Here is a 23,428-nt window from a genome sequence, read left to right as displayed (position 1 = left end):
TCTCATCCCTCGGACGCGTTCCCACCAAATGTCAATCTCATAGTGTGGACCGAGGTCTCACGATGCGAAACGTTTGGAGGTTGAGGCCGCTGGTTTACCCGTGGACTGCGACGCAGGTCACACGAGGCGGTACCTGCCACCTCGCCAGCCATGGTGGTGCACCGGCCCTTGCGCCGGTCGTCGGAGTGCGGCACTAGTCTGTGCGCCATGAGCGACAACTCCGCCCAGATCCCCAACGCCGACCTCGTCAGCAGTGCCTACAGCCAGGCGCTGCAGGTCATTGCCGGTGTCGAGCCCCGCATTGCGGAGGCCACCCGCCAGGAGCTGGCTGACCAGCGGTCGTCGCTCAAGTTGATCGCGAGCGAGAACTACGCCTCGCCCGCCGTGCTCCTCACGATGGGCACCTGGTTCAGCGACAAGTACGCCGAGGGCACCGTCGGGCACCGCTTCTACGCCGCCTGCCAGAACGTCGACACCGTCGAGTCGATCGCCGCTGAGCACGCCCGCGAGCTGTTCGGTGCCGAGTACGCCTACATCCAGCCGCACTCCGGCATCGACGCCAACCTGACGGCGTACTGGGCGATCCTCGCCCACCGCGTCGAAGGGCCGTGGCTGCAGAACGCTGGCGTCAAGAACATGAACGACCTCAGCGACGCCGACTGGGAGAAGCTGCGCCACGAGTTCGGCAACCAGCGCCTGCTCGGCATGAGCCTGGATGCCGGCGGCCACCTCACCCACGGCTTCCGCCCGAACATCAGCGGCAAGATGTTCCACCAGCAGCAGTACGGCACCAACCCCGAGACCGGGCTCATTGACTACGACGCCCTGCGCGCCAAGGCCAAGGAGTTCAAGCCGCTGATCCTGGTGGCCGGTTACTCCGCCTACCCGCGTCGCGTGAACTTCGCCAAGATGCGCGAGATCGCTGACGAGGTCGGCGCCACCCTGATGGTCGACATGGCGCACTTCGCCGGTCTGGTCGCGGGCAAGGTCTTCCAGGGCGAGGAGGACCCGGTTCCTTACGCCCACGTGGTCACCAGCACCTCGCACAAGTCGCTCCGAGGCCCGCGTGGTGGCTTCATCCTCGCGACCGAGGAGTACGCCCCGAGCGTCGACCGCGGTTGCCCGATGGTCCTCGGCGGCCCGCTCTCGCACGTCATGGCGGCCAAGGCTGTCGCGTTCGCCGAGGCCCGCACGCCCGAGTTCCAGACCTACTCGCAGAACGTCGCTGACAACGCGAAGTCGCTCGCCGAAGGCTTCCTGAGCCGCGACGCCAAGCTGGTCACGGGCGGCACCGACAACCACATCGTGCTGCTCGACGTCGCGAAGTACGGCCTCACCGGTCGCCAGGCCGAGTCGGCCCTGCTCGACGCCGGCGTCGTCACCAACCGCAACTCGGTGCCGAACGACCCGAACGGTGCCTGGTACACCACCGGCATCCGTTTCGGTACGCCCGCGCTCACCACCCGCGGCTTCGGCCACGACGAGTTCGACAAGGTGGCCGAGCTGGTCGTCGACGTCCTCAGCAACACCGAGGCCGGCGTCAACAAGGCCGGTGCGCCGTCGAAGGCGACCTACAAGCTGGCCGACGGCATGGCCGACAAGATCCGCGGGATCTCGGCCGAGCTGCTGGACAAGCACCCGCTCTACCCGGGTCTCGACCTGGCGTAAGCCGGGGCGTCAGCGCCAGGTGTAGACGACCTCGGGGCGTCCGCTGCCGCCGCCGTAGCGGGCATTGCGCTGCGCGAGGCCCTGATCGGCCAGGTGCTCGAGGTAGCGCCGCGCCGTGACGCGCGAGATCCCGACGACCCCGGCGGCCGCGCTGGCGGAGAGTCCTTCGCCAGCGTCGCGCAGGGCCGCGGTCACTCCGCGCAGGGTCTCGGTGCTCATGCCCTTGGGCAGTGGCGCGGCCGAGTTCGGACGCAGTGCCCCGAGCAACCGGTCGACCTCGTCCTGCACGACCTCGTCCGGGGTGTCGGCCAACTGGGCACGGTAGGCGGCGTACTGCTCCAGTTTCGACCGGAACGTGGCGAACGTGAACGGCTTCAACAGGTAGAGCACGACGCCCTGACCGACGGCCTGGCGCACGATCGCGGTGTCGCGGGCAGCGGTCACGGCGATCACGTCGCACTGGTGGCCGGCCGTACGCAGGCCCGCGAGCAGGGACAACCCGTGTCCGTCCGGAAGGTTCATGTCGAGCAGGACCAGGTCGACGGGGGTGTCGGCGGCCCGCGCCGTGTCGAGAGCGCGTACGGCGTCCCGGGCGGATCGCGCGACACCGGCGAGTTCGAAGCCGGCCAGTCGGGCGACGTACGACGCATGCGCCTCGGCGGCGAGGGCCTCGTCCTCCACGACGAGGACGCGCACGTTCATGCCGGATCCGAGGGGTGCAGGACGACCGTGAACTCGGCGCCACCGAGGGCGGAGCGCCCGACGTCGACCGTGCCTCCGTGGCGGCGTGCGACCTGGACGACCAGGGCAAGGCCGAGGCCGCGACCCGTGCCCGGTGCGGCCTTGGTGGTCCAGCCGCGTTCGAGCACGTGCGCGACGGCGGATTCCTCGAGCCCCGGCCCGCTGTCGCCGACCCGGATCTCCAGGCGCTCCGGCTCGCCGGACAACCGCACCTCGACCCGTCGTTGGTCCGCATCGGCCACCGCGTCGAAGGCGTTGTCGACGAGGTTGCCGAGCAAGGTGACCAGGTCGCGGGGCGGGATCCCGGAGCCGGCCGGCACCTCGCCGGCGATGACGAACTCGATGCCCTGTTCGGCCGCTTCGGCGGACTTGCCGAGCAGCAGGGCAGCGACCACCGGGTCGTCGACCGCCGCAACCACCTGGTCGGCGAGCACCTGCGCGACCTGGAGTTCCGCGGTGGCGAACTCGACGGCCTCGTCGCTGCGGCCGAGCTCGATGAGGGACACCACGGTGTGCAGGCGGTTGGCGGACTCGTGGTTCTGGGAGCGCAGCGACTCGGTGAGTCGACGCACGATCTCGAGCTCGCCGGTGACCGAACGCAGCTCGGTGTGGTCGCGCAGGGTCACGACCGAGCCGACGTCGCGGCCCTGCCAGCGGGCCGGCGCAGACGAGACCACGAGGATGCGTTCGCCGGCGAGATAGAGCTCGTCGGACTCGGCCGTCTCGCCGCGGGCAGCAGCCACCAGGCCCGGAGCCAGGCCGAGGTCGCCCACCGCGCGCCCGATCACGTCATCGGGCAGGGCGAGCAGACGACGGGCTTCGTCGTTGACCAACTGCACGCGTCCGTCGCCGTCGAGCAGCAGCAGGCCTTCGCGCACCGAGTGCAGGACAGCCGAGTAGTACTCATACATCCGGGCGAGTTCCTTCTCGCCGAGCCCGTGGGTGATCCGCTGCAGACGCCGACCGAGCAACGCCGCTCCGACCAGGCCAGCCAGCAGCACCAGTCCCGCCCACAACAGGATCACGCCGACATCGCGACGCAGGCCGCGGTTGATGTCGCTGACCGTGATCCCGACGGAGACGAACGCAACGACGCGATCGCCGTTCATGACCGGCACCACGGATCGCACGGACGGACCGAGGCTCCCGGTGTACTGCTGGGTGAAGACCTCACCGTCGGGGGCCGTGCCGAGGTCGCCGGCGAACGGGCGCCCGATCTGGTCGGGATCGGGGTGGGTGAAGCGGTTCCGGTTCAGCGACATGATCACGACGAAGTCGGTGTCGGTGTCCTGGCGGACGTCCTCGGCCCACGGCTGCAGTGTCACGGTCGGGTCATCGCTCGCCAGGGCATCGCGGACGGTGGGGGAGTCGGCCACGGTCTGGGCCACGGCCACCGCGCGCTCGGTTGCCCGGCTGCGTGAGTCCCGCCGGGCGTCGTACGCCGCCAGCGCGATCGCGGTGACGACCAGGAGCAGCACGATCGCGACCTGCAGGAGCAGCACCTGGCGCGCGACCGACCGGTCGCGCAGGAGGCGAGGCAGGCGGGGCACGTCTGCAGTCTCTCCCATCGGCCGTTGTTGATTGCGTCGCTCGTCGCGAACACAAAGAACACAACGGTGACGCAGGTCACATCACATCGCAGAGTGGCCGAAGACCCCGATCCGGGGTCCCCGGACCAGGAGGATCGATGAGTACGACGAGCACCAGTGCGACGAAGAGCCAAGGCTCTCGCGCCACCCACTACCTCTATCTCGCGGTGATCGTGGCGGTCATCCTCGGTATCGCCACCGGCCTGGTCTTCCCGGGCTTCGCCGTCGAGCTCAAGCCACTCGGCGAAGGCTTCGTCAACCTGATCAAGATGATGATCCAGCCGATCATCTTCTGCACGATCGTGCTCGGCGTCGGCTCGGTGGCCAGCGCCGCCAAGGTCGGCAAGGTCGGCGGGATGGCGCTGGTCTACTTCCTCGTGATGTCGACCGCCGCGCTGACCATCGGCATGGTCGTCGGCAACCTGCTGCACCCGGGTGACGGCCTGAGCCTCACCGCCGACGCTGCGGCGATCGCACAGGAGAAGGCCGCGGAGGGGCACGCCGACACGACCGCGTTCCTGCTCGGCATCATCCCGACCTCGCTGTTCAGTGCCCTCACCAGTGGCAGCGTGCTGCAGACCCTGCTCGTCGCGCTGCTCGTCGGCTTCGCCCTCCAGCGGATGGGTGCCGCCGGCGCCCCGGTCCTGACCGTCGTCGGCCACGTCCAGCGCCTGGTCTTCCGCCTGCTCGGCATGATCATGTGGGCCGCGCCCGTCGGTGCCTTCGGCGCGATGGCGGCGGTCACCGGCCAGGGTGGCGTCGACGCACTCAAGAGCCTCGGCGTGCTGATGATCGGGTTCTACGTCACCTGCCTGCTCTTCGTGTTCGTGGTCCTGGGCACGCTCCTCAAGGTCGCCGCCGGCGTCAACATCTTCTCGCTGCTGCGCTACCTCGGCCGCGAGTTCCTGCTGATCCTGGCGACGTCGTCCTCCGAGTCGGCTCTCCCGCGGGTGATCGCCAAGCTCGAGCACGCCGGCGTCGACAAGACCACGGTCGGCGTGGTGATCCCCACGGGCTACTCGTTCAACCTCGACGGCACCGCGATCTACCTGACCATGGCCTCGATCTTCATCGCCGAGGCGATCGGTAGCCCGCTCGCCATCGGTGAGCAGATCTCCCTGCTGCTGTTCATGATGATCGCCGCGAAGGGTGCGGCCGGCGTGACCGGTTCCGGCATGGCCGTCCTGGCCGGTGGCCTGCAGTCGCACCGCCCCGAGATGGTCGACGGCGTCGGCCTCATCGTCGGCATCGACCGGTTCATGTCCGAGGCGCGGGCGCTCACGAACTTCGCGGGCAACGCGGTGGGCACGGTCCTCATCGGCCACTGGACCGGCAGCATCGACCGGGCCCAGCTGGACCGGGTGCTCTCCGGCGATGACCCGTTCGACGAGACCACGATGGTCGACGACGACGCCGCGGACCCGGCACAGGTCGACGAGACCAGGGAACCTCAGCCGGTCTGATCGACCAGGTCGAGCGAGTAGCGGGCGATGGCGGCTCTGGTGGCCGCCATCGCCCGCACCTGTTCCGTGGGCTCGGCGCCGAGCAGTTCGAACGGCAGGGCGGACAATCCCGTGAACAGCAGCAGTTGCAGCGCGTGCGCCCGGCGGACCACCTGCTCGTCGATGTCCACGCCCTCCGCCGCCAGCCCGTCGACGTACGACGTCAGGCTGGCGGTGTCGCGTTCGGCCATGTCGTCGGCCGGACGCAGGCCGATCTGCACGTCGCCCACCAGGAGTTGCCCGAGGTCGAACCCGACGGGCAGCGCCGTGAAGAACCCGAAGTCGATCATCGTGAAGTCGTCACCCGTCGTCACCAGCAGGTTGTTCGGGCAGGCGTCGCCGTGGCCCGCGAGCACGGGCAGCGCCATCAACTCGGCCGCCACCGCATCGACCGACGCCGCGGCCTGGTCCAGGCGCGGCCGCAGGTCGGCGAACGCACCGGCGATCAGCGGGTGGTGCCACAGGTCGTCACTCGCCAGCATCGGGAGCACCTGGAACTTGAGCCGGCCGTCGACGTACCGCGAGACGTCCCACTCGTGCCCGCCCACGTTGGCGCGGTCACGCACGGCGCGACTGCCGGCGAAGCGGCCGAGCAGTTTCCCGGCCCGCCGATAGCGGTCGAGGTCCCACGCGACCTCGACGATCGGCACGACCTCCAGCCACACCGAGTAGGAGAGGTCATCGATGTCATGGACCCCGACGGCGCGCGGCATGGCGAGGCCGGGCGGCAGGTGGTCGACGAGGTCGGAGCGGTAGACCGCGCCCTCCGTCCGCCACGGCACCTGCTGGGCGGCCCACGGCTGCATCTCCGCGGGCACGTCGGCGAAGAAGGGGGAGCGGGACCACTCATGGACCTGCTTCACGAACAGTCTGAAGGGACGCGTCTCGCCGTCGACGTGGGCGGTACCACTCACCCACCAGCGGCCTCCGGTCGTGATGGCCGGGATGTCGTAGGACACCGGTTCGGCGGTCGAATCGACCACCGCAACAGAGGAAATGGCGACCCCGAGCAGGGCCGCGACCATGCTGGAGAGGGACTCGTCGGTGACGTCGGCGGAGCCGAGCGCGGCGCGGTCGTGCATGAAGACCTCCGGAGGGAGCGACGCAGATCACCGCAGGATAGGCCGGTCGGGATGCCCGGGTCCGTGGCTTCTGACAGATAGCGTGACTTCCATGAGTGACGATCCGGGGCCCCAGTCCCGGTCGTCGTCCCTCCAGATGGCCTACGCCCGGGTTCCCGCGCCCGTTCGCAACTTTCTCCACATCGTCTGGCGGCTGACCGTCACGACCGTGGGGTCCTGCCTGAAGTACCGCGTGACAGGACTGGCCGCCGAGGGCGCATTCTTCGCGGTTCTCTCCGTGCCGCCGCTGATCTTCGCCATGGCCGGCGGGGTCGGTTACGTGACCGAGCACTTCACGCCGGGCCAGGTCGAGGAGGTACGGCGCGCGGTCACTGACCTCTTCTCGCGCTTCCTCACCGACACCGCCGTCAGCAAGGTGATCACCCCGACGATGGACGACGTCCTGCAGGGCGGCCGCTTCGACGTCATCTCGCTCGGCTTCGTGCTCGCGCTGTGGTCCGGTTCGCGGGCGCTCAACGTCTTCGTCGACACCATCACGATCATGCACGGGCTCGGTGGGGACCGCGGGATCGTGAAGACCCGGGCACTGTCGTTCGTGCTCTACATCCTCGCGGTCATCACCGGCGCGATCACGCTGCCGCTGGTCGTGGCCGGCCCGCGCCTCGTGCGGGAGTGGCTGCCCAACCGTGCGGACTTCCTGATCGAGTTCTACTGGCCGCTGGTCGTCGTGGTCTGCATCTGCTTCCTCGCCACGCTCTACCACGTGTCCGTGCCGGTCCGGACGAAGTGGAGTTTCAACCTCCCCGGCGCGACGTTCTCCCTGATCATGTGGATCGCCGGGTCGTACCTGCTCCGCTGGGTGCTGACCGTGACCGCCCAGGATTCGCACTCCATCTATGGTCCGCTGGCCGCGCCGATCGCCATCCTGATCTGGCTCTACATCGCCGCACTGGCCGTGTTGATCGGCGCCGGAGTCAACGCCGCGTTCGACGAGGTCTTCCCGCAGGAGACGACGCAGCGGGCGCGCCGCGAACTGATGGCACGGCTCCTGCGCCGTACGCCTGAGCCGGTGGACTAGGTTCGGGGCCGTGGGCGTAGAAGCACCAGTGTCGGCGAACGTGGGGCGCATTGCCCTGCCCGAACGAACCCGCTCACCGTGGTGGGAGCTCGGCCGACGAATTCTGATGGCGTTCGGGATCATGGCCGGTACCGTCATGCTCGTCTACTTCGACGGGGAGGGTTACCGCGACGCCGGTGACGCGACCGCGGCCGATCCGCTCGGCACGATCTCGCTCATCGACGCGATCTACTACACGACCGTCACCCTCAGCACGACCGGGTACGGCGACATCGCCCCGGTCAGCGATCCAGCGCGCCTGGTCAACGCGTTCATCATCACCCCGGCCCGTATCGCGTTCCTCGTGCTCTTGATCGGCACCACCCTCGAGGTGTTGGCGCAGCGCGGCCGCGAGATGTTCCGCATCGCTCGATGGAGGAAGAACATGGGACACCACGTCGTGGTGATCGGATACGGCACCAAGGGACGCAGCGCCGTCGAGACCCTGGTCAACAACGGACTGCAACGCGAGCACGTGGTCGTTGTCGACCCGAGCCCCGTCGCGATGGCCGACGCACACGCCGACCAGCTTGCCGTCGTCACCGGCGACGCGACCCGTCGCGGTGTGCTGCACCGCGCAGGCGTCGCGGAGGCCGACCAGGTCATCATCACCACCGGCCGCGACGACTCCAACGTGCTCGCCGCACTGACCGTGCGGCAACTGAACCCGGACGCGTGGATCGTCGCGTCGGTCAGCGAGCAGGAGAACGCTCCGCTGATGCGTCAGTCCGGCGCCGACTCGGTGATCACCTCCTCCGACGCCGTCGGTCGGCTGCTCGGACTGTCCACCCTGTCCCCGACGCTCGGGTCGGTGATGGAGGACCTGCTGACCTACGGCGAGGGCCTCGAGGTCGCCGAACGCGAGTTGCTCGTCAACGAGGTCGGCATGCCGCCGCAGTCACTGCCGGACCAGGTGATCGCCGTTGTCCGCGACGAGAAGGTGTACCGCTACTTCGACCCCGTCGTGACCCTGCTGGCGCGCGGTGACCGGCTCGTCGTCGTACGTCCGGCCAAGGAACTGCCGTGGGCGCCGCGCCCCGGCACCCACAACGAAGACTTCGCCAACGACGAGGACTAGACCAGTTCCCAGGGACTGTTGTCGGGACCACTGGTTCATCGGGACTAGTCCGCTCGTTGCCGATCGTGCAGACCTGCTCCGACGCGCGGGAATTGCCTCGACGGCGCGCGACTTTGGCCCGGCGACAGGGCAGGCTGAGGACGTGGGCAAGAACTACGGACCTTGGGTCAGACACGAGTGGTGCCCGAGTTGCTTTCGGCGCACCGAGCAGACGCGCTGGCATCGCCGACTCTTCGGCGAGCCGGCCGAGAGCGGTGAACACCGCATCCGGTGCAACGAATGCGCCAGCGACGTGGACGTCGTCGCCTAGATCGGGAAGAAGATCGGGAACACGTGTCCCGCCCGACATGAAATCGGGCGGGACACGGCTCGCGCCCGGCGTGTGTGGGGACCGTCGGGCGCGGTTTGGGATCCCGCGGAAGACGCTAGTGGCAACCGTCACTGGTCCGTGGGCAAATGCCAGAGTCTTGACTTTGTTCTCAGCCAGTTCTTGGGACGGACCCCGGATTCAGCTGAAATGACGGTCCCGGAATCGGCGCAGGACGTCGCGTGAGCCCTGCGCCGCGGCGATGATCGGACGCATCGGCGGAGCCAGCGAGACCCGCGCGCGGCGACCCGAGCGGTCGGCGTACGCCGGCGCGTCACCGTCCCACCAGACCGGCTCCAGCATCCGGTTCACGAAGACCATCGCCTCGTCCATCGAGGCATGCCCCCACTCGACCGCCTGGTCCAGCGCAGCCGGCGACGGTGCGAGGGTGACGGGGGAGAGGGTCGGGCTCATCTGGATCAGGTGGTCGGCGTACGGCGCATTGCGGACCATGCCGACCTGCACGGCTCGGGTGATCGGCGTCAGCCACAGGTGCCGCGGATCCCACTGCGGGTGGAAGCAGTCCAGCGCCAGGTAAAGGGCGTTGCGGGTCCCGATCCGGCCGCGCTGCACCTTGATCCACGCCTGCTCGACCGGCACGTTGCTGGCCGCGCCGCCGTCGACCAGGGCCGCCACCTTCTTCTCGGCGACATAGCGATCGAGCAGCGGAATCATCCGCGGGTCCTTGGTCTCGTGGTGGAGTACGCCGGGGATCGCTGCGGAGAACGACATCGCATCGGTCACGTTGAACTGCCGGGTCAGGTCGTCATCGCCGAGGACCAACGGCTTGACGACGCGGGAGTCGATGAACGACGCGGCCTGCCAAAGACGGCTGACGATGGCGGGGCCGAGTCCGATCGGGACGACCGGCAGCGAACGCAGTTTCACCATCGCCATCTGCTGGTGGCGGAACCGGCCGGGCAGCCGGGAGAACAGTTGCTGGTGCACGCCGGCGACCACGGCGTCGTACGGAATGGCAAGGTCCTCCATCCGCATCTGCTCGCCGTCGGGGCGCTCGAACAGCGGCGCGGCGAACTCGTCGAGCCGCAGGGACAGGACGCTGGTCAGGCCGTGCCGACGACGTGCGGGCTCGGGGCCCAGGACCGCGCGATAGGTCAGGGACCGGGCGAATTCCAGGTAGTCGTCGAACGGGATCGGCGTCTGCCGGGCGAACAGTCCGCCCAGGACGGCGCCGATCGAGGAGCCAATGATGTAGTCGGGCTCGACGTCGCTCTCCATGAGGCGCCGCATCGCGCCGATGTAGACGTAACCGGCACCGCCACCGCCGCCAAGAACCAGCGCGAGGCTCTTGTAGCCGACCTCCGCGTCGAGTTCCGCCGCGGTGAAGTCGGCGCCTCGCCGTTCCAGCAAGAGCCGGCGCTGCTCGGTCTGCTGTTCCTCGAGCTCGAGGTAGACCTCGCGAGCGCGGGCCAGCCGTGTCGCCGCCGCCTGTTCTCGACGGAGCGGGCCGGTGAGCTTGTCGATCACGATGTCGCGCCAGGGCGCGAGGTCGGCGGTGACGTCGACGTCGCCGCGGCCGCGGGACCCTTGCGGCCCGGCGGCGCCCGGCTCGAAGACGGTCAGCCGGGCGAAGCTGATCAGGTAGCGGAGTCGTCGTACCTCGACGGCCGCCATTGCGTCCGGGGCGTCCAGGTGCGCGCGAACCAGCGCCCGCTCGAGCCTCTGCAGCGCGAAGGACGGGTCCTTGGCCGGATCCGGCGCCGCGGGTATTCCGGTGATCGGGTCGTCCAGCCCGGGTGGGAAGAGTGGAACCTGTGATCGACCGGCGAGGCGGGGGAGACGCATCCGGACAGCGTTGCGTACCGGCCGGGCCGCGTCGAGCACCATCCGGGAGCGAGTCCTGGGAGTAGGTTTGCCGGCGTGAAGTCGATTGCTGGCGGAGAGACGGACACGGCCCTGTTGGAGGAGACGATCGGGGAGAACTTCGAGCGCACGGTGGCGTCGTACGGCGACCGCGAGGCGCTGGTCGAGGTGGCGACTGGTCGGCGGTGGACCTATGCGGAACTGGACCGGGACGTCGACGCGTTCGCGGTCGGTCTGTTGCGTGCCGGGATCGCGAAGGGTGACCGGGTCGGCATCTGGTCGCCGAACTGCGCGGAATGGACGATCACGCAGTACGCCACGGCGAAGATCGGCGCGATCCTGGTCAACATCAACCCCGCCTACCGCACCCACGAACTGGCCTATGTGCTCAAGCAGGCGGGGGTGAAGCTCCTCGTGTCCGCGACGGACTTCAAGACCAGCGACTACCGGGCGATGGTGGCCGAGGTGGTCGAGGAGACCGCGGTGGAGCAGGTCCTGTTCCTCGGGTCGGCGGAGTGGACCGAACACAACGTCCACGATCCGGGGGTCACGCTGGCTGATCTGGTGACCTGGCAACTCGAGGCCAACGACCCGATCAACATCCAGTACACGTCTGGCACGACGGGTTTTCCGAAGGGTGCGACCCTGTCGCACCGCAACATCTTGAACAACGGGTACTTCGTGACCGAGACGATCAACTTCACCCCTGAGGACCGGTTGTGCATCCCGGTGCCGTTCTATCACTGCTTCGGGATGGTGATGGGCAACCTGGGGTGCACCACCCACGGCGCGACGATGGTGATCCCGGCGCCCGGTTTCGACCCGGCCATCACCCTGCAGACCATTCAGGACGAGAAGTGCACGGGTGTGTATGGCGTGCCGACGATGTTCATCGCGATGCAGAACGCGCCTGGGTTCGCCGACTACGACCTGTCGAGCCTGCGGACCGGGATCATGGCCGGCTCGCCGTGTCCGGTCGAGGTGATGAAGCACTGCATCGAGGACATGCACATGGGCGAGGTGTCGATTGCCTACGGCATGACCGAGACCAGCCCCGTGGCAACGCAGACCCGAGCGGACGACGACCTGGACCGTCGTACGGCGACGATCGGGCGTGCGCACCCGCATGTCGAGGTGAAGATCGTCGACCCCGTGTCGGGGGAGACGGTCGAGCGTGGTGAAGCGGGGGAGTTCTGCACCCGTGGGTATTCGGTGATGCTCGGCTACTGGGAGGACGAGGCGAAGACGGCCGAGGCGATCGATGCTGAGGGGTGGATGCACACCGGTGACCTGGCGGTGATGCGCGAGGACGGGTACTGCGCGATCGTGGGGCGGATCAAGGACATGGTGATCCGTGGTGGGGAGAACATCTATCCCCGCGAGATCGAGGAGTTCCTCTACACCCACCCCGACGTCGAGGACGTCCAGGTGATCGGTGTTCCTGATGAGAAGTACGGCGAGGAGCTGTGCGCCTGGGTCAAGATGAAGCCCGACGCGGTCGCGTTGGATGCGGCTGCCGTCAAGGCGTTCGCGACCGGAAAGCTCGCCCACTACAAGATCCCGCGCTACGTCCTGGTCGTCGATGAATTCCCGATGACCGTCACCGGCAAGGTCCGCAAGATCGAGATGCGCGCGGAAACGACCCGGCGCCTCGGTCTGGGCTGAAGGCAAAATCTGGTGAGGTTGCACCGTTTCGCCTCGGGCGGACGTGGTTGAGGGCCAGACTCAGCGTTGACTAGGCCCGTGGGGGCAGACACCGACCCCCGACGTTCTGACCCGCGGGCTCACGAGGGAACTCTCATGCTGCGTCGCCATCGTTCCGTCATGTCTTCAGCGGTCTCGGTCGCGGTGGTCGCAACCCTCGGAATCGCGGTCTCGCCTCCGGCGCAGGCCGCTGCTCCCGATGACGCCACGACGGCGGTGACGGGGTTCTTCAAGCGGTTCGCCTCGGACTTCCTGCCGCAGGTGGCATCGAGCACGTCGTTGTCCCAGCAGTTGCCGACGCTGGCGGTCACGCCAGCCGAGTCGGTGAAACTGAAGACGGCGTTCTCCGAAGCGCTCGCTGCCGGGGGGCAGTTGGCGGACGCGGACACGCAGGACAGCCTGACCGCTCTGACGACCTACATCGACGGCGCTGACGGTGGTGGCTGGACCTTCGACGCCAGCAAGCCGAACGACCACACCCTGACGGTCGGCTTCACCCGAACCGTCGATCTGGATGCTGGCCTGGACATCCGCGCCCAGGACGGCACCCTGAGCCTGTCCACCGGTGACGGCATCGAGGTCACCGGCACGATGACCGGCTCGTTCACGTTCGTGTACGACGCCACGGACGACCTGACGAGCTTGACCGACCCGTCGCTGACCATCGCGACCACGGCTGACCTGCCGGACGGCAAGGTGCTCGAAGCTGGTCTCGGCATCCTCGGGGTCGAGGTCACCGGCAGCGACGGGGACGACGACTACCACCTCGAGAGCACTGTCACCACGGCGTGGGCCAACCCGGACAACGACGCAGCGGGCGCACTCGCCTTCGACAACCCCGACACGGTCGCCGTCGACGACGGTGAGCTGGCCGCCGACGGTGCGGGCACCGGCCTGGTGACCGCCACACGGAGTGGTGAACTCACCGGCGAGCTCGTCGCCGAGCCGCGGTCGAGCAGCCTGGTCGCAGATCTTCCCAGCGTCGGCGGCACCGTCACGCTGTCGTCCGCGAACCCGGACTCCTTCGAGGCGCCCGGCGTCACTGCCGTCGTACCCGATGAGGCGCAGCCGTTCCTCACCCTGACTCCGCGGGACCTTGCCGCCGGGTTGTCCCAGGCCGCTTCGGCCGTCATCGGCATGCAGGACGCCAAGGACGGCAACCTGCCGCTGATGCGTGGTTCCATCGCGAACGCGATCGACGCCGTGGGCGGCATCAAGAACTTCCTCGCCGAGCACGTGCCGGACGCGGACACCGACGACCAGACACCGGGTCAGCCGACCTTCGCGTCCCTTCAGGACATGCTGGAGGAACTCGACGGCTCCGTGTACGCCGACGCCGGGTGGACGATCGAGGTGCTCGGGGACGGGGACGCCGCCACCTATGACGCGACGGACAAGGTCGTCAACTTCACCATCCAGACCACCCGCGGTGGTGTGGAGGACCTCGAGCTGAACATCCTCGGCGCGGCCACGACGGGCACGGGCAACTACAGCGCGACCGGTCTGACCGCGACGGGCGTGGACTTCAATGGCGCCCCGGGCGCGCCCGGCGCCGACCTCCTCGGCCGCCGTGTGACCGCTGGTACGTCGTACGGAACGGTTGCCTCGTTCACGGAGCACAGCCTGACGCTGACCGCTGCGGGTTGGTCCGAAGGGACCCCGGACGACGGGATCAGCTTCTCGGTCGAGGCCGCCGACCCCAAGACCGGCGCACCGGAGTTCGCCGACGCGCTCAAGGCGAAGACAGGTGTCGCGGCCGCGAACGCACCGCTCTCGACAGCAACCGTGACGCCTGAGGTCACCGTGACGCTGCCGATGGCCCTCGACCTGAGCGATCCGCTGACCTACGTCAACGGCGACCAGGAGGAGGTCCCTGACTGCGACCCGAGCGAAGCCACGGCGCCGTGTCCCTTCCAGCAGGTGGACGCGAGCGGACTGGGCCGGGTGATCACCTCTCTGCCGCTGGCTGCCGACCGAGTCCTGCTGCGCCAGTCGGACCGCACCGTCCTCGACGCCGATGCGTCGATCACCTCGCCGGTGCAGATCAACACCTCGAGCGGCTTCCTCGCGCTCTCGATCGGTGGCGACCTGGACGCGACCGTCGAGCAGACCCTCACGCTGGAGGGCGAAGGCGACATCCCCATTCCTGCGTTCGTCGAGCGGGTCCGCCGGCAGGCCGAGAACACCTCGGACGCGGCCGACGACGTCTTCTCCCAGGAGCTCGGTGGCTCCATGAGTGCCGAGCTCGAGATCAGCGTTGATGACGCCCCGGACGCCTTCGCCGACGGCGAGAACTCCACCAACGTGACGGTGACGGGCAGCGTCGCGGACCTCGCCAACGGAATCGACGCCGACGCCGACCCGGCTGAGGTGACGGTCACCCCCGAGGACGCCGAGCGCGCTGGCCTCCTCCTCGCGCTCAACTTCGAGCCCGACAACCCGACGTCCCTGTTCGGTGGCGTCCAGGCAGCCTTCGAGAACGCCGGCAGTGACCTCACCACCATGACCGGCGGCGGGCTCGATGTCCCGATCCCGTTCGTCGGTTCGTCGGTCGGCCAGCTGATCGGCGCGGGCGCCAGTGGCGCCGCCGGTGTCGACTACAGCCAGCACGCCGCGTCAGGCGAGATTCCGGCCACGACCTGGCTGACCGACGCCGGGGCCGACTTCGACCAAGCCTTCGTCGGACGCCAGATCGTCATCGGGTCGACCCTCTCCACCATCGTCGCCCAGGACGGCGACATCCTCGTGCTGTCGCCCCAACTCGAGAGCGTGCCGGAGGACGGGACGCCGTACCTCGTCGAGAACGAACTCCTCGGTGCCGCGCACACCCTCATGGCCGGTACCCCTGCTTCGCTGCAGGAGACGATCGCCATCGCCCAGGACGCGCTCGGCCACGACTCCACCATCGACTTCGGCCTGATCGATGCGGGCGCGGACGGTGCCCAGTTGCGCCTCGACCTGACCTGGCACCGCGAGTACGGCGTGGCCCGCGAGGTCAACCTCGAGTTCGACGGCCAGCAGTTGATCGGCGTCTCTGGCGGCGGTGAACTCAGCGTCGAAGCGAGCGGCACCGTGAAGCTGCGTCTGCTGCTTCCGCTGAGTGCCGAGGCCATGCTCGACCCGATCGACAACACCCTCGTCGACGAGACCGAGTCCAGCATCGACTTCGGCGTCAACGTCTCTGCCGAAAACGCCCACATCGGGGCCAGCATCGGCCCGATCAGTGTCGACCTGGGCACCGAGGAGGAGCCGGGCAGTTTCCACGCGGGCTTCGGTGTCGAGGTGACCGGCACGACCGGCGAGGACACGCCGTCGATCGTCGACTTCTTCTCGTCCGGATTCGATGTCGCGCTCACCAATGGTGGCGCCGACTGTGGCGACGAAGACGCCGTCATCCTGTGTGCGGACTTCCCGATGTTCGTGAATGACACGGCAGTCCTGGGTGGCAACCTCACCGTCACCAGCACCCTCGGCGACGGAGACGACCTGAGCGACGTCTTCACGGGCACCAGCACAGTGGTCGAGACGCCGGGCGACCTCGAGGGACTCATCAGCGGCAAGCCGTTCGAGTTCGGCACCCTGGCCGAGGGACTCCAGCAGTACCTCTTCTACGCCGAAACGGCGCTGCGCACCGCCTCGAACGGCGGCGAGCTGCCGGTCATCGGCAAGGACCTGCAGGCTGGCGCCGACTTCATGGGCGACACCCGCAAGAAGATCGACGACTTCATCCAGGCGAACGGCGACCCGAGCACGGTCAGCAAGGCCAGGGAGCTGCTCACCACCAAGCTCGGCGAAGCGCTGGACATCAAGATCAACGGGCCCACGGGCATCCAGCTCGATTTCACCTGCAACAGCCCGCTTCTCCCGCCGGCGGCACCGGAAGCGGAAGCCGTCGACGCTGCGGACACCGACACGACGACGTACTTCTACAAGGTGGTCTCGCTCTACAAGGAGAGCGCCACCGTCACGAAGGAATCCGTCCCCTCGGACGCCAGCTCGGTCGTCACGAACGCAAGCGGCCTGTCGGCCACGAAATACAACACCGTGACGTGGGAGGAAGTCGAAGCAGCGACGGCCGGCTACCGGATCCTCCGGTCGAACACCGTTGACGGCGTCTACAAGTCTCTCGGCACGGTTGCCAAGGGTGTGCTGACGTACGCCGACAACAAGACCACGCCGGCACCGGCGACGTACATCGCGACGAAGTACGCGCCCCGCCTGCCGGCCCTGGCCTGCGATGACTTGGCGTCCGTCACGGAGATCGAAGGCGTGACGTTGGGCCTGGTCCTCGGCCAGGGCATCGTCTCGGCCGACAAGGGCTGCGAGGACGACGAAACCGTCGACGGCCTCGGCGAGTGCCTCGGCGGAAAGCTGCCGGTTGACCTGGGTCTGCCGGGTCTCTCGCTCAAGACCGGCGACGGGGGCTCGGTCAGCGGCGGCGTCGGCTGGTCACTCGACGTCAAGATCGGGATGAGCCGCAGTCGCGGGTTCTACATCGACACGAGCAAGGTGAACGAGTTCGCCGTGGGCGCGGCTCTCCAGCTCGACCAGGCCGACGGCACCACGCCGGACCTCCAGGCCCAGCTGTCGATCATCAAGGTCGACGTGAAGAAGAACGCGCCGATCAAGCCGGAGTTCGTCGGGCTGTTCGGCATCGACATCATCGGCCCCGGTGGCGATCTCAGCCTCGCCGAGATCGCCCGGATCCGGGTTGCCGACGCCATCAAGGTGAGCATCAAGGCCAAGGTCGACATCAACTGGCACCTCAAGGCTTCGGTGGATGCCGCCATGCCCGGTGTGTCCACGGACTTCCGGCTGACCTGGGGTTGGGGTGCCAGCTCCGGACCGGCGGTTCCGCCCAGCAACACCGACAACCTGGTCATCAAGTTCAACAACGTGACGTTGAACGCCGGCAAGTTCTTCGGCGACGCACTGGCGCCGTACCTGAAGCAGATCGTCGACGCGGCCAAACCGCTGCAGCCGATCCTGGACACGATCTTCACGCCCATGCCGGTGATCTCCGACCTGTCCAAGGCGGCGGGTGGAGGTGAAGTCACCATCGCGACCCTCGCCGACAAGTTCAACACCCTCCCGGGCGGGGCGAAGATCAAGCCGTTCCTCAACGCGCTCAAGACCGTCCGGGGACTCCTGAACGATGTGAAGTGCACCGAGAACGACTGCGGTGTCAACATCGGCAGCTTCAACCTGCTCGCTTCCAGAACGGCGACGACGAACGTCACAGCAGGCAACTCGACGGCGCTGATCGACAAGACACCGGCAAGTGCGCCGGGCGGCACCTACGATCCGAAGCCGGGCGCGACGAACGCCATCAACGCCAAGGACGCCTCGGGGTCGTTGGCCAACCCCGCCAAGGTCCAGCCGCGCTCCGCACTGACGGCGGGCATCTCGATCCCCGTCATCGAGGACCCGACGATCCTGTTCAACCTGATCAGCGGCGGCGACATCCCGCTGGTCGAGTTCGACAGTGGTCCGCTGAGCCTGGGCTTCCAGTTCCAGAAGTCCTTCGGCCCGATCTACGCCCCGCCGCCGGTGATGATGGTCATCGGTGGAGGTGCCTCGGTCGAGCTCCGGATCGCGGCCGGGTTCGACACCTACGGCATCCGCAAGGCGATCGAGACCGGTGACGCAGCCGAGGTCCTCGACAGCCTCTACTTCAAGACGATCGACAAGAATGGCGTACCGATCCCGGTCGTCAAGTTCACCGGTTACCTGGAAGCGGGCGCCTCGGTGTCCCTCGGGATCCTCGAGGTCGGAGTCGTCGGCGGCATCAAGCTGACCGTCGGCTTCTACTGGAACGACCCCAACAACGACGGCAAGTTCCGGCTGTTCGAGTTCGCCGCTGCGGCAGCCAAGAATCCGATCTGTCTGTTCAACGTCGGGGGAGAGCTCTCTCTCTACATCAAGATCTTCGTCGAGATCGGGATCAGTCCGTTCTCGGTGAGCTTCGACTTCACCCTGGTCAACATCAAGTTGCTCGACTTCAACCTCAAGCCGAACTGCACGCCGCCGCCCCCGAGGCTCGGGGGCACGAAGGGCGACGTCCTGTACGTCTTCGCGGGCAAGTTCGGTGGCGGTGGCCCTCGCGGCGACGCCCTCTGGGACTCCGGCGGCAAGGACGAGACCTGGGTGGTCCGTCAGGTGCCGGCGTACACCGAGGAGGACGGCGAGGTCCACAAGCCGGCCGTCGAGATCCGGGGCCTGGGCCTCACCGAGACCTTCCCGGACGAGGGTGGCAACACGATCAAGACGGTCGTCCTCGACGGCCGTGACTACGACGGGAAGCTGACGGTCTCCTTCACGGGTGGTTCGGCTCCGGTCGCCAACGCCGTGCCCCAGCCCTTCGACAAGACCGCCGTCGTCTTCACCGGTGACGGTGACGACGTCATCCGCACCGGGGTGGGGACGTCCTGGGTGGACTCGGGCGGTGGATCCGACCTCGTCACGACCCTGGATCGCACCGACTTGGCTGACTCGCCCGATGCCGTCGGTGCGGCCAAGGCGATCGTTGCCGGTGGCGCGGGCAACGACTCGATCACCGTGGGCAACGGCAATGACTCGGTGACCGGTGACGGTTCGCTGGTGCCGCTGTCCGCTGCACGCGAGGTCGACCTCGCCCCGGCCAAGGCCGGGAAGGTCACCCTCCTTGACCCGGTCGACGTCGGCAGTCTGGTCGCTCCGACCGACGCCGTCCTGTTCGCTTCCACCGGCTCGGGCAACGACCAGATCGCTGCCGGTCTCGGCAAGGTGAAGCTGGCCGGCAACGGCGGCAACGACACCATCGGTACCGCCAACGACAGCGTCCTGGCGGACTCCGAGGGCATCAAGGCCGGTACCACTGGTGGCTCGGCTGCGGAGGAAGCGCTCTACCGCGGGAGGGACTCCGTCCTCGTGGGCGGTCCCGGCAGCGACGTGATGAAGAGTGGCTCGGCCGACGACGAGATCTACACCGGCAAGTACGACAAGATCGGCGAGAGCGGCACCGGAGCGGACGACGCGGCGACGGACCGGAACACGGTCGACACCGGTATCGGTAACGACACGGTCTACGGCTCCAACGGCCTGGACTTCGTCACCACCGGGTCCCTGTCGAACCAGAAGGCGATCGTGTACGGCGGCGCAGGTGCCGACGTACTGACGGGCGGCCTCGGTTCGGACGAGATCTACGGTGGTCCGGGTGACGACTATGTCGTCGCGGCTCTCTCGACAGTCGGCGAACCCGGCTCCGCGACCGACGTGCTCGGCAGCGCCCGCGAGGTCATCGTGCTCCCGGGTGCGGGCAGCAGCCCGAAGAAGCTCGTGGGCGGCACGGGAAGCGACCGTATCTACGGCTCGGACGGACCGTCGTCGATCTTCGGCGACACCACGGTCGACGCCTGTGCGGTGCAGTCCGACCCGGTCAGCAAGCAGCCCGACGAGACGACCGTCGAAGCGGATGCGGCTGACCTGATCTTCGGCGGCAATGGAGTGGACATCGTCAACGCCGGTGGCGGTGGCGACTGGGCCTACACCGCAGGTGCTGCGGATCGAGTCTGCGGCAACTCCGGCACGGACCACCTCTATGGCGGCGACGACGCCGACCTCGTCTACGGCGGCAGCGGCAACGACCAGGGCTACGGCGAGGCCGGGACCGATCAGGTCTACGGCAACACCGGCGCGGACGCCCTCTATGGCGGCGCAGGCGCCGACCGGCTCCAGGGCAACAAGGGCGACGACTGGATCGATGGTGGCACCGAGGCCGATGTGCTGCTCGGTGGTACGTCGAAGGCCGGCACGGACGATGGCGCCGATACCGTGCTGGGTGCAGGTGGCGAGGATGTCCTCGTCGGTGACAACGCGACGACCGACGAGCTCGCCGGTGCGCCGTACCCGACGGACCTGGGCTCCGACAACGCCGCACTTGGTGGCAACGACTACCTCGTGGGCGGCGACGACGCCGACCGCAGCTATGGCGGTCTGGCCGATGACATCAGTTACGGCGGCAACGCCGACGACTACGCCGAGGGCAACCCCGGTACGGACCAGATCTGGGGCGAGGCTGGCGACGACGACCTCGTCGGTGGCTCCTCCGAGCTCGCCTCGGGCCTGCTCCTGGGATCCGAGCCCGGCCGACCGGATGCGAACGACTCCCTCTACGGCGGGGGAGGGCAAGACGTCATCGCCGGTGACAACGCCTGGGTGGTCCGTGGTGGTACGGCGCACCCGGTGATGGCCGGCCGCGGTCTGACCACGACGCGCGGCGTCGACCTGGCGGACGAGTCCGGCACACAGACGGGCGTCGCCGGTGGCGACGCCATCGAAGGTGGCGACGCCGCCGACGTGGTCTTCGGACAACGTGGCGACGACGACATCTCGCTGCAGGCTGGCGCCGACTACGGCGAAGGCGGCCGGGGAGCGGACACCGTGCGCGGTGGCCAAGGGGACGACGACGTCGTCGGTGGTTCCTTCACACCGGCGAGCGGCGTCCTGCCGAACGCGTCCGGTCAGGCTGATGGCGACGACACCCTGACCGGCGATGCCGGCGAGGACGTCCTGCTCGGTGACAACGGATCCTTGACCCGTCCGATCGCTTCCTTCCCGGTGGCGGGTTCGCTCACGGCGAACCGGGTGGAAGTGCAGCGCGTGATCGCGCCGTACGACCTCGGCGACAGTGCGGCGTCGGACCGATCCGGAGCCGACAAGCTGACCGGCGACGCGGCGAACGACGTGATCCTCGGCCAGGGCGGCAACGACCGGGCCGACGGCGGCTCGGGAGCCGACTACGCCGAAGGTGGCCAGGGCTCCGACCTGGTGCTGGGCGGCACGGAGGACGACGACGTCGTCGGTGGTTCGTCGGCGACGATCTCGACGAACGCTGGGGGCGCTGTCGGTCAGCCGGACGGCGACGACAACGTCTACGGCGGCGAGGGATCTGACCTGGCGATCGGCGACAACGGCATGTTGACGCGGGTCACGTCGGGTCGCGACTGGCGGACGAACCGGGCTGACGCGGACCAGAACGCGCTCGTTCCCGGCAGGGGCGTGGCGGAGTTCGACCTGAACGGTCCGATGACGGCCAGTGCCAACTCGTTGCATTCCGGGGCGGACTCGTTGTCCGGCCAGGCTGGCGTGGACGTGATCCTCGGTCAGGACGGCAACGACCGGATCAGCGGCGGCGGCAACGACGACTACATCGAGGGGCAGGGCGGTGCCGATGTCATCAACGGTGACGTCGCTCTGACGGCGCTCGAGATCGTGTCTGCCCCTGCCGGCGCTGCGTGGGCGACCCCCGGCGTCGACGCCAACACCGTCACCGCCGGTCAGGACGACATCACCGGTGGCTGGAGCCGCCAGGCCTACCGCGACGGCAACGACACGATTCACGGTGACGGTGACGACGACTTCGTGGTCGGTGACAACGGCTCCATCGCCCGCGTCGTCGAGAACGAGCAGAGCGAAGCCATCTACTCGAAGCGCTACGGCAGCTCCCGAACGGGCGACGCCAAGGTCCGGGTGGCCGGCGGCGGCAAGGCGTCGACGCGCTTCTGTCCGGTGAGCGGGTCCGGAGCCAGCGCGACCTGTGAGGTGAGCGGCGCGTCCGGCAACGACATCCTGTTCGGTGACGACGGCCAGGACATCCTCTACGGGCAGGACGGCGCCGACACGATCCGCGGTGGCGCCGACGACGACGACCTCTATGGCGAGCTCGGTGGCGACAACCTGTTCGGCGACGACGGCGAGGACTCCATCCTCGGCGACCGCGGTGGTGTCCAGGATCGTTACGAGGACGGCTCTCGCGCGACCTCGACGACCCTGAGCCAGCCGCCCCAGGTGACGCACAAGACGCGCCTGAGCGGCTCGGTCAGCCGGGAGGCCGACCTGTTGCACGACGTCAACGGGATGGACTTCGTCGGCGGGCCGACCGCTGCCAAGATGCCGCTCGACGGCATCGAGTTCGGTGGCGCCGACCGGATCCGCGGTGGCAACGACCACGACTCCATCCACGGTGGTGCCGGCGACGACCTCGCCAACGGCGACACCGGTGGTGACGCGCTCTTCGGCGGTCGCGGCAACGATGTCCTGTGGGGTGGGCTCGGCAGGCAGTGCGTGGCCACCGATGCGGCGTGCCTGGCCGACCCCGGCGCCAGCGGTGAGTTCATCGACCACCTGGCCGGCGGCAAGAACGACGACATCATCGACTGGCGTCCGCGTGGCGTGTACGGCACCGGCGCCCAGTTCACGGGCCGGACCTGCACCACAGGCTCCGCGCCGGTGACCACGAAGAAGGACGGCACCACCGATCCGTGCTCGTGGTTCGAGATGACCGACCGTGCCGACGACACAGCGGCAGTGGCGACGCAGGCCAACAACCAGCACCGCCAGGGCATCGACTGGATCTACGGCGGCTGGGACCGCGACGTGATGCAGGCCGACCAGGCCATCAACGGTCCGAACGGCGGCGACCGGCTGATCGACTGGAACGGCGTCTACAACCTGTACACGCACTGCAACTCGGCGTACGGCGGCTTCAACGACCTGCGTGCCCCGTCACCTGCGATCCAGTCCTTCCTCCAGGTCTGGGCCACGGGCAACGGTGCCGGTCGACCGGGTGCCAGCGCGGACGTGCTGACGCCGGGGACGTCGGCGTACGACGAACTGGCGCTGGTCAACACCGAGGACGGCAAGGGCCACGGAACCGGCAGCCCGTACCCGTCGACGCCGGGTCACTTCGACGACAGCGCCTGCGCCGGGTTCTGAC

General features: G+C 68.3%; 10 protein-coding genes. 6 read left to right on the top strand and 4 right to left on the bottom strand.

What is annotated here, in order from left to right; genetic code table 11:
• Positions 1 to 207 precede the first annotated feature (207 nt).
• A complete protein-coding gene (locus HRC28_RS16785) occupies positions 208 to 1,668 on the top strand; it encodes a glycine hydroxymethyltransferase (protein ID WP_182376596.1) in 1,461 nt (486 codons plus the stop codon).
• Positions 1,669 to 1,677: 9 nt separating this feature from the next.
• On the opposite strand, the gene HRC28_RS16780 is transcribed toward HRC28_RS16785, so the two are convergent.
• Complete coding sequence (locus HRC28_RS16780; RefSeq protein WP_182376595.1) at positions 1,678 to 2,370, bottom strand: response regulator; 693 nt, start codon at positions 2,368 to 2,370, stop codon at positions 1,678 to 1,680.
• Complete coding sequence (locus HRC28_RS16775) at positions 2,367 to 3,959, bottom strand: sensor histidine kinase (RefSeq protein WP_237111538.1); 1,593 nt, start codon at positions 3,957 to 3,959, stop codon at positions 2,367 to 2,369. Before HRC28_RS16775 ends, HRC28_RS16780 begins: the two co-directional genes overlap by 4 nt.
• Before the next feature lie 137 nt (positions 3,960 to 4,096).
• Here HRC28_RS16775 and HRC28_RS16770 point away from each other — a divergent pair, with 137 nt between their 5' ends.
• Positions 4,097 to 5,461 carry a cation:dicarboxylase symporter family transporter gene (locus tag HRC28_RS16770; RefSeq protein WP_182376593.1) on the top strand — a complete coding sequence of 455 codons (1,365 nt, stop codon included), beginning with the start codon at positions 4,097 to 4,099 and terminating at the stop codon, positions 5,459 to 5,461.
• Here the strand turns inward: HRC28_RS16770 and HRC28_RS16765 are convergent.
• Positions 5,449 to 6,582, bottom strand: coding sequence for a phosphotransferase (locus HRC28_RS16765; RefSeq protein WP_182376592.1), 1,134 nt, complete (start codon positions 6,580 to 6,582; stop codon positions 5,449 to 5,451). The two genes, HRC28_RS16770 and HRC28_RS16765, sit on opposite strands and share 13 nt — an antisense overlap.
• 91 nt (positions 6,583 to 6,673) lie before the next feature.
• Here HRC28_RS16765 and HRC28_RS16760 point away from each other — a divergent pair, with 91 nt between their 5' ends.
• On the top strand, positions 6,674 to 7,660 hold the full coding sequence (locus HRC28_RS16760; protein WP_237111537.1) for a YihY/virulence factor BrkB family protein: 987 nt from the start codon (positions 6,674 to 6,676) through the stop codon (positions 7,658 to 7,660).
• Between the two features lie 40 nt (positions 7,661 to 7,700).
• Positions 7,701 to 8,777 carry a potassium channel family protein gene (locus HRC28_RS16755; protein WP_237111536.1) on the top strand — a complete coding sequence of 359 codons (1,077 nt, stop codon included), beginning with the start codon at positions 7,701 to 7,703 and terminating at the stop codon, positions 8,775 to 8,777.
• Between the two features lie 508 nt (positions 8,778 to 9,285).
• Here the strand turns inward: HRC28_RS16755 and HRC28_RS16750 are convergent.
• Positions 9,286 to 10,950 (bottom strand): patatin-like phospholipase family protein, encoded by a 1,665-nt coding sequence (locus HRC28_RS16750; RefSeq protein WP_182376591.1) that lies wholly within the window; start codon positions 10,948 to 10,950, stop codon positions 9,286 to 9,288.
• Positions 10,951 to 11,025: 75 nt separating this feature from the next.
• Here HRC28_RS16750 and HRC28_RS16745 point away from each other — a divergent pair, with 75 nt between their 5' ends.
• Entirely contained in the window at positions 11,026 to 12,633 is a 1,608-nt protein-coding gene (locus HRC28_RS16745; RefSeq protein WP_182376590.1) for an AMP-binding protein, read from the top strand.
• A 159-nt stretch (positions 12,634 to 12,792) separates the two neighbouring features.
• The gene (locus HRC28_RS16740) at positions 12,793 to 23,427 is read left to right on the top strand and encodes a calcium-binding protein (RefSeq protein WP_182376589.1); all 10,635 of its coding nucleotides are present in this window, start codon (positions 12,793 to 12,795) and stop codon (positions 23,425 to 23,427) included.
• Position 23,428: the final 1 nt, after the last annotated feature.

Source organism: Nocardioides sp. WS12 (assembly GCF_014108865.1).
Taxonomy (GTDB): domain Bacteria; phylum Actinomycetota; class Actinomycetes; order Propionibacteriales; family Nocardioidaceae; genus Nocardioides.
Note: the sequence above shows the minus strand (reverse complement) of the source record. Positions and strands in the feature narration are given on the sequence as shown.

Coding starts and splice junctions, on each gene's coding strand:
- HRC28_RS16785 (WP_182376596.1), top strand. CDS start 208: ATGAGCGACAACTCCGCCCAGATCCCCAACGCCGACCTCGTCAGCAGT.
- HRC28_RS16780 (WP_182376595.1), bottom strand. CDS start 2,370: ATGAACGTGCGCGTCCTCGTCGTGGAGGACGAGGCCCTCGCCGCCGAG.
- HRC28_RS16770 (WP_182376593.1), top strand. CDS start 4,097: ATGAGTACGACGAGCACCAGTGCGACGAAGAGCCAAGGCTCTCGCGCC.
- HRC28_RS16765 (WP_182376592.1), bottom strand. CDS start 6,582: ATGCACGACCGCGCCGCGCTCGGCTCCGCCGACGTCACCGACGAGTCC.
- HRC28_RS16760 (WP_237111537.1), top strand. CDS start 6,674: ATGAGTGACGATCCGGGGCCCCAGTCCCGGTCGTCGTCCCTCCAGATG.
- HRC28_RS16750 (WP_182376591.1), bottom strand. CDS start 10,950: ATGCGTCTCCCCCGCCTCGCCGGTCGATCACAGGTTCCACTCTTCCCA.
- HRC28_RS16740 (WP_182376589.1), top strand. CDS start 12,793: ATGTCTTCAGCGGTCTCGGTCGCGGTGGTCGCAACCCTCGGAATCGCG.